Here is a 7,960-nt window from a genome sequence, read left to right on the forward strand (position 1 = left end):
AGGTCAGCCGGTGTCGATGGTGATCCCGGGTGCGTCGCGCAGGGTGTTGTGCACGGTGCAATGACGGGCCACTGCCCGCAGGCCCGCGAGCCGCGCCTGGCTCAGTTCCGTCGGCGGGCGGACCGTCAGGCGGACGGCTGCGACGCGGGCGGGACGATCGGCGGCCATGGTGAAGTCGGCCCGGACCCGCAGGTGTTCACCGGGCAGGCCGTGGCGCTGCAGGAACCGTCCGGCGTAGTAGGCGACGCACGAGGTACGCCTGACCCTCGACGTGGGTCACTTCGACGCGCCCCGGGGGGCGTCACGAAGACGGCGACGGACGGGTCGGTGACGGGAACGGGGGGAGTGGCCATGGTGTGCTTTCCTCCTGAGGGGACCGTGCGGTCGGGAGCCGGGAGCGCAGTACGTCGTCGGCCGGGCGTCTGGGCACGAACGCGCCGGGCGCCGCGTGTCCGAGGCGGAGGATCACCTGCGGGAACTGTCCGAACAGCAAGGCGGCCCGCACCTGTGCGCGCAGGTGCGGGAATTCCAGTGGCTGGGTGTGGAACGCCGCCAGAACCCGGTGCCCGGACGCGTACAGGAGCACCCGTTGCAGCGCCTGTCCGGCCTGCAGCCACTCGGCCCGGGAGTCGTGCCGCGTCGTGAGCACCGCGACGAGCCCTGTGCGGGCCGGCCAGACCTGGGGTGCGTCGGGCAGACTCGCGGTCAGACCGACGAAGTCGCGCCCCGCGAGAGTGACGCAGTCGGGGTGGTACGTGCACGCGGCGAGCGGGACGCCGTCGCGCCGGTCGCCGGTGAACTCCTGTGTCCAGCGGACGAGTTCGGCGCGCTGCGCCGGATCCGACCGCTGCACCGTCTCCGCCGCACGGACCAGCCCGGCGATACGGGCGCGCTGCCACCGCGATTCCACGGTGCACAGGTCGGCGCCCTCGAGCCGTGCCTGCCGGCACACGTCGTCGACGAGCGACTCGGACAGTGGGGTCGCCGCGAAGGGGCCGCGGTGCGTGCGGCGTGTGCGCAGACACCGGTGCATCAGCTCTTCGTCGGCGTCCGGCGGCCGGTACGCGCCCCAGTCGACACGCGCCAGATGGGCAGGGTCGTGCGGTGTGGGGAACGGCCGGACGCGAGGGACGAAGCCCAGCTGCCGCATGGCGAGGCGGATGTTGAAGAGCGCCGCGCCGCAGCTGATGACCATCTCGCGGCCGTCCGGGTCGGCCACGCGGACCCGGCGGGCCGGATGCGCGTACAGGTCCACTCCTGTGGCGTCCCCGGTGAACAGCCAGGGCTGGGAGTTGTGCAGAGAGGGCGCGGTGACCGCGTCGCGCACCAGGTGGTGGGCGACGTACGGCGCGTGACGGAGGGTCGGGTCCATGGATCTCGCCTGTCTCGGTCGGCAGTTGCCCCGCCGTGTACGCGGTCAGTCGTGCGGCACCACGGCCACCGGGCACGTGACGTGATGGAGGACCGCGTGGGTGACCGGCCCGGTGTGCGGACCGGTGCCCGCCAGTCGGGGCCTGCGCCCCACCACGAGCAGACCGGCACCCTGCGCGGCGTGCACGATCTCGTGGACGGTGCGGGCGTGCACGGCCGCGGACCGCACTGTCACGGTCGGGTGCTTGTCCTGCCAAGGACGCAGCCGTGCGTCGAGTGCGCACTGGGCCGACTCCTGGGCGACGTCGTACACATCGGCGGCAGCGAGTCCCGAAGTGCCGTACGGCAGATGCCAGATGTGCACGGCCCGCAAGGTCGCGGAGCGCTGTGCGGCTTCGTCGAAGGCGAAGGCCAACAGCCCGTCGCAGGGCCGCTGCGCGTCGACGGCCACGAGGACGTCCCGACAGGGCGTACGCGTGGACGGCAGGCCCTTCCGGTCGGCGCGGTGCTCGTCCGAGGCGGTGACACCGGCTCGCACCAGGACGACGGGAAGGTGCGCACGGGCCACGACGGCCAACGCGACGGAGCCGGAGAACAGGCCGGAGACACCGCTGAGCCCCCGATTGCCGAGGACCAGCAGTTCGGCGTCCTCGGCCTCGGAAAGCAGGCCCGGGAGGGCAGGCGTGCGCAGTTGTTCCGCACTGACGTACACGTGCGGATAGCGCTCCGTGATGCGGTCCAGTGCGTGCCGCAGCGTGCGACGGACCCCGTACTGCGGTGCGGTGAGGTCGGGCGGTTGCGCGGCGGCGAACTCCGGCACGGAAGAACCCTCCCAGGCCTGGACGATCCGCAGGGGCAGGCCGCGGCGCAGAGCGGTGCGCGCAGCCCAGTCCGCTGCGGCCAGGCTCTCGCGGGAGCCGTCCAGACCGACGACGATCGGCTTGAGCATGGTGATCGCCTCCCGAAGGCGCGAAGTGCGGGTCACAGGTGGTGTCCTGCCAGTGGCCTCGTGCCGGGTGTCGGCTCGGTGTCGTTCTCCGGCGGCACCGGCAGGTCGTGCGAGTGGCTCCGGCGGTGGTCCTGCAGGTGCCGGTGGAGAACGTCGGCCAGGCAGACCAGCATGCAGATGACGACCAGCGAGACGATCATCAGCTGACCGAACATCCACCAGAACTCGGCGGGAAGGAACGTACGCGGCGTCATCATCTCGACCGCCTCCTCGCGGCCTCGTTGCCCTACGGGTCCAGCCAATCGCACGGCCGGGCAGCGCACATGGGCCCGGGAGTCCGTGCCTGCCGGGCATCCGTCCCTCTCGGCGGTCTCCTTGGGCCCTGGCGGCGTGCCTGATCGGCCCCTGCCGTGCGGGCGCCCCGGGCATCAGCGTGATGAGTGTGGGACGTCGAACCATTCCGTTTCCGAGCAGGGGAGTTGGCCATGGACCGGTCGCGACGGGCGAGGATGCGGCGGCTGTGGTGGTGGCGCTGGCGACGCAACCCCATGCGGCGCGGCAGTGATGTGGCCGAGGCGTGGCTCGTCCTGATCGCCTGGGGCCTCGCCGGGGCGCTGGGCGGATTCGTCGGCGCGGTGGCGGCCGATGCCGTGGAGCAGGACCTGGCCCGAGCGCGTGCCGAGCGGCATCAGGTCACGGCCGTCCTCGTCGAGGACGCACCGGACGCGAGCAAGGCGGCCGGCGTCGGACAGGTGCAGGTGTGGGCGACGGTCCGCTGGCGCGGGGCCGGCGGCGTCGCGCGCACGGGCGAGGCCGGGGTCGAGCCGAACAGCACGCAGGGCAGCTCGGTCACGGTGTGGACCGACAAGGACGGCAGCCGACTGCTGACCGCTCCCGTCAGTGCGGCGGACGCCCGCCTGGAGGCAGGGCTGCTCGGCGGCCCCGCGGCAGCGGCCACGGCCGGCCTGGTCCTGGTCGCGGGCCACCTGGTACGGCGCCGGTTGGACCGGCGGCGGATGGCACAGTGGGATGCCGAGTGGGAGCAGGTCGGGCCGCAGTGGCGCAAGCGCACGCGCTGAGAGCGAACCTGCCGCACCCCGCTGACGACTTGGCGGTCGTGGCTGCCACGGACTCCCGGGAAACGTTTCCCGCGGCGGCTGCGCGTACCGCCGCGACGCGAGACGGTCGTGCCGAGGGAGCGGTGTGAGGAGCAGTCGTGCCGGACGGCGACCGGGCAGCGCGAGCCGGATCACGGCGTGGGTCACCGGCGCCGTGCGCGGGTCCGTGGGACGCGGCCGCGAGCGGCGCCCGCGACGGGGGGCCAGCACCGCGCGTCGCCCGCACCGTCCCGTGGGAGGTGCTGGCCCCGACCGGCACCTCACGGACACGGGCATCCGGGAATTCCTGCGCCAGGGGTGTGACGGAGCGGAGGGCCCTCGCCCGGCTCAGGGCGGCGGGACCGCGCGCCGTTCGGCGGCGGGGATCCCGGCCGTGCGGGGCATGTCCCAGACGCGCCCGGCTCGTACTGCCGCGCCGCCCAACACCGCCGCTGGGAAGGCGAGTTCGGCAAACGGATCGCAGCGTCCGGGCAGGTGCGCGCCGTGATCCTGCGGGCCGGTCCGTACCAGAACGCTCCGACGCCTCGCCCGACCGGTCACGCACCCTGCGTGGCCGAGAAGCATCGGCCCGCCGCTGCCCAGGGACTCCGCGCCGCCCAGGCCGCTGCGGCGGCGCCCCCGGGAACCGTCGGGTCCCACGACGACAGGGCTGACCACGATCCCCGTGCGCCCAGCAGGCTCCCCGGCCTTCAGCAGCGGCCCGATCGTGGTCGGGCCAAGGAGGACGGGGTGCCCCCGCGGGGAAGCAGCGTCTACCGTGAACCGCGAACGTGCGCACGGTGACTCTTTCTGCGGCCTGCGGAGGAAGCGATGGGCAGGGCAAGCCACGAGCAGCCCGGACAACACGTGCCGAAACTGCGCATGGACGAACTGCTCGACGAACTGCAGGCGAGAATCGACGCCGCACGCGGCACGCAGAACCGGGTGCACACGCTGCTGGAAGCAGTGCTGTCGGTGGGCAAGGAGCTCGATCTGCCGCAGGTGCTGCGCCGTATCGTCGAGGCCGCGGTGGTTCTTGTGGACGCCGAGTACGGAGCACTCGGCGTCATCGGTGAGGGCAGGCGGCTGGTCGAGTTCCTGACCGTCGGCATCGACGACGAACAGCGGGCGCACATCGGGGAGTTGCCCAGCGGCCACGGCCTGCTCGGGGAACTCATCCGTCACCCGGAAGCACTGCGCCTCGCCGAACTGTCGCAGCATCCGGCATCCAGCGGGTTTCCGCCGCATCACCCGCCCATGCACTCCTTCCTCGGCGTCCCCGTCCGCGTACGGGATCAGGTGTTCGGCAATCTCTACCTGACCGACAAGCGCGGCGCAGCGGAGTTCGACGCCGAGGACGAGGCGGTTCTGGCGACGCTCGCGGTGGCGGCCGGGGTGGCGGTGGAGAACGCGCGTCTGTACGCGGAGACGCGGTTGCGCGAGCGGTGGCTCCAGGCAGGGTCCCGGACGACCCGGGCCCTGCTGTCCGGAGCGCCGAGCGCCGATGTGCTGGAGATGATCGCCGAGCAGGCACGGGAGATCAGCCGAGCGGATGTCGGGATCATCGCGGAGTGCACGCAGGGCGCGCAGAGTCTGCAGCCGGCCATCGCCGTCGGTGTGGACGCCGAACGGCGCGCAGGCATGGTGATCGGCGCCCACGACGCGTTCGTCGAATCCGCTCTCACCACGTCCGAGCCGGTCCTCAGCACCGGCGCGGAGCGCGACGCACGAGCCGCCGGGGCGCAGGGGCAGTGGGCCGGGCTCGGCCCCATGGTGGTCGTCCCGCTGGGCGAAGGAGGGAAGGCCCGCGGGGTACTCGTCCTGGCGCGTTCTGTCGGCAGCAAGTCGTTCACCGATTCCGAGGTCGGGCCGCTGCTCGGGTTCGCCGCGCAGGCAGCCGTCGCCCTGGAGCTCGCCGAGCGCCGCCGCGACGCCGAACAGATCGCACTGCTTCAGGACCGCGACCGGATTGCGCGGGACCTGCATGACCTGGCCATTCAGCGGCTGTTCGCGGCGGGCATGACGCTGCAGAGCACCCAGCGCTTCGTCACTCATCCCGAGGCGGCGGAGCGGCTGGCCCGGACAGTCGACAACCTGGACGAGACGATCAAGATCGTCCGTTCGGCCATCTTCGGGCTGCGAGCGAAGCCCGAAGGGGGATCGGCGACGGGATCCGGGCTGCGCGGCCGTGCCTCGGAGGCGGTCGAGACCTCGGAGGCAGCGTTCGGCTTCATGCCCGCACTCTGCGTCGAGGGGCTGGTGGACACCGATGTCTCCGCCGAGGTGGCCGACCACGCCACCGCCGTACTCGTCGAGGCGCTGAGCAACGCGGCCCGGCACGCCGGCGCGCACTCCGTCGAGGTGTATCTGCGCTGCCTGCGGGACGAGTTGACGGTCCGGGTCACCGACGACGGATGCGGTATTCCCGAGGGCGTGGCACGCAGCGGACTGCGGAACATGGAGGAGCGCGCGCGGGCGCTCGGCGGCCGGCTGACCGTCGGGCCCGGTCCGGGCGGCGGTGGCACTCGGGTGCAGTGGCGCGTGCCGGCCCGGCGCGGGTCGCTGACGGCCGACTCCTGATACGACCGCGGCCGGGGCCGGACGTCCCCGGCACCGGTGGACCGACCGGCCCTGGGGGAGGGGCTGTTCACTCGACGGCGACGGACCTTCGGCATCCGGCGCCCGGCTGCCCGGGGCGCGAGAGTCGGTGTTGACAGGACACCGCACGCACGCTCCCGAAAGGACGAGTGTCATGGCCGTGCACGATCATTCCCATCGCGGCGGAGGCTTCCGGATGCCCGTGTTCCACAGGCACACGACCCCCGCCCGTGACGCCGATGTGTCGGTGCGGACCGACACCTACAGCGCGCAGGCCTATGCGTTCGGAACCCTGCGTGTGCTCACCGGCTTCGTCTTCCTGTGGGCGTTCCTCGACAAGACTTTCGGGTTCGGTTACGCGACTCCTTCGGGGAAGGGCTGGATCGACGGCGGATCGCCGACCAAGGGCTTCCTCAGCAATGTCGCCGCAGGACCGATGGAGTCGACGTTCCATTCCTGGGCCGGGGACCCCTGGGCGGACTGGCTGTTCATGCTCGGTCTGCTGGGCGTCGGGCTTGCCGTGATGAGCGGTGTGGCGCTGCGGTTGGCCGCGGTGGCGGGCACCGCGATGATGGCGCTGATGTGGCTGGCCGAGTGGCCGCCCGCCAAGCACCTGTCCGACGGTTCGCCGAGCATGTCGACGAACCCGTTCGCCGACTACCACGTGATCTACGCCGTCGCCCTGATCGTGCTCGCGGCCGCGGCGGCCGGCGAGGCGTTCGGACTCGGCCGGCTGTGGGCGAAGTTGCCCGTCGTCCGTGACCACGCCTGGCTGCGCTGACCACCCCACGGCACGGCACCGTGCCCGCCGGTCGGCCATACCGAGCAGGGGCCGACCGGCACCGGCCGGGGGCGAGCAGCCCCTGCTCGCCCCTGCGGAACTCCCCGACGCTGAAAGCGACGCCACTTCAGGAGGCAACGACCATGTCCCGCACCATCACCGTGGGGCTCGACGGCTCGGCCGAGAGCCGCGCCGCAGCCGAATGGGCCGCGCGCGAGGCGGAGTTGCGCGACCTGCCCCTGCAACTCCTGCACGTGTGGCAGCCGGCCCCCGCGCCCATCGCGCAGGCCCCCCTGGTCGGGGCCGAGACTTTCGCGCACTGGACCGAGCGCATCCCCCGCGAGGCGGCGGAGGGTCTGCGCCTGCGCCACCCAGGAGTCACGGTCACCACGGAACAGGTCAGCGGTGTACCGGCAGAGGCGCTGGTGGCCGCGGTGGACAATGCCGACGTGCTGGTCCTCGGCACGCGAGGCCTGGGCAGGATCGCGGGCTACACCGTCGGCTCGGTCAGCATGTCCGTCATCGCCCACGCGCGTGTCCCCGTCGTCCTGGTCCGCGCCGGTGAACAGGCCGCCGACGAGCACCTCGTGGACGCCGCCGGGATGCCGTCCACCGCGACGGACTACCGCCCGGTGATCCTCGGCCTGGACACGAACAACGCCGACGACACGGTGATTTCGTTCGCCTTCGAGGAGGCGGGCCGCCGCCGGACCCCGCTGCGAGCGGTCCACTGCTGGAACGTCGCGCCGTACTACGTCCACGGGCTGCCGATGGACCCCGTGTTGCGTCAGGAGATCGTCCTGCGCGAGGCGGCGGCGCTCTCCGAAGCCCTGGAACCGTGGCGCCGGAAGTACCCCGCCGTCGAGGTCATCGAGGACTCCCGCTTCGACAGTCCCGCCCTGCACCTGGTGCGCATCGCGCGCGAGGGCTCGCTGCTGGTCGTGGGACGCCGGGTGCGCCGCCGCCCGTTCGGCACCCACATCGGGCCCGTCGTCCATGCCGTTCTGCACCATGCGACCACCCCGGTGGCCGTCGTCGCGCACGGCGCCGCGCACGCGGGGGGCTAGGTCGTGTCTTCAAAGTGGGTTAGCGAGATGATGGGTCCGTGAGTCGTCGCTATGAACTGACGGATGAGGAGTGGGAGTTGTTGTGCCCGCTTCTTCC

At 72.4% G+C, this 7,960-nt stretch carries 7 protein-coding genes and 1 pseudogene; 4 read left to right on the forward strand and 4 right to left on the reverse strand.

All coding sequences use genetic code 11. The features are described 5' to 3' along the window. Positions 1-3: 3 nt before the first annotated feature. The 4 genes and pseudogenes from ACIBUY_RS42305 to ACIBUY_RS42320 all read right to left on the reverse strand — a co-directional run. Positions 4-240: pseudogene (locus tag ACIBUY_RS42305) on the reverse strand (OsmC family protein); the annotation flags it as partial. A 61-nt stretch (positions 241-301) separates the two neighbouring features. After that, complete coding sequence (locus ACIBUY_RS42310; RefSeq protein ID WP_399155524.1) at positions 302-1,372, reverse strand: Acg family FMN-binding oxidoreductase; 1,071 nt, start codon at positions 1,370-1,372, stop codon at positions 302-304. Positions 1,373-1,417: 45 nt separating this feature from the next. After that, positions 1,418-2,356 carry a universal stress protein gene (locus ACIBUY_RS42315; RefSeq protein ID WP_399155525.1) on the reverse strand — a complete coding sequence of 313 codons (939 nt, stop codon included), beginning with the start codon at positions 2,354-2,356 and terminating at the stop codon, positions 1,418-1,420. Beyond that, positions 2,353-2,577 carry a hypothetical protein gene (locus tag ACIBUY_RS42320; protein ID WP_365579390.1) on the reverse strand — a complete coding sequence of 75 codons (225 nt, stop codon included), beginning with the start codon at positions 2,575-2,577 and terminating at the stop codon, positions 2,353-2,355. The genes ACIBUY_RS42315 and ACIBUY_RS42320 overlap by 4 nt, the downstream gene beginning before the upstream one ends. Positions 2,578-2,805: 228 nt before the next feature. Between ACIBUY_RS42320 and ACIBUY_RS42325 the strand changes: the two genes are divergently transcribed. The 4 genes from ACIBUY_RS42325 (at position 2,806) to ACIBUY_RS42340 (ending at position 7,863) form a co-directional block, all read left to right on the forward strand. Beyond that, positions 2,806-3,399 carry a hypothetical protein gene (locus ACIBUY_RS42325; RefSeq protein WP_399155526.1) on the forward strand — a complete coding sequence of 198 codons (594 nt, stop codon included), beginning with the start codon at positions 2,806-2,808 and terminating at the stop codon, positions 3,397-3,399. Between the two features lie 849 nt (positions 3,400-4,248). Further along, a complete protein-coding gene (locus ACIBUY_RS42330) occupies positions 4,249-5,997 on the forward strand; it encodes a GAF domain-containing protein (RefSeq protein ID WP_365579394.1) in 1,749 nt (582 codons plus the stop codon). 172 nt (positions 5,998-6,169) lie between these two features. Beyond that, positions 6,170-6,796 (forward strand): hypothetical protein, encoded by a 627-nt coding sequence (locus ACIBUY_RS42335; protein WP_399155527.1) that lies wholly within the window; start codon positions 6,170-6,172, stop codon positions 6,794-6,796. A 143-nt stretch (positions 6,797-6,939) separates the two neighbouring features. Then, the gene (locus ACIBUY_RS42340; RefSeq protein WP_399155528.1) at positions 6,940-7,863 is read left to right on the forward strand and encodes a universal stress protein; all 924 of its coding nucleotides are present in this window, start codon (positions 6,940-6,942) and stop codon (positions 7,861-7,863) included. The last annotated feature ends 97 nt before the right edge of the window (positions 7,864-7,960 follow it).

Source organism: Streptomyces sp. NPDC050085 (assembly GCF_044460595.1).
GTDB lineage: Bacteria > Actinomycetota > Actinomycetes > Streptomycetales > Streptomycetaceae > Streptomyces.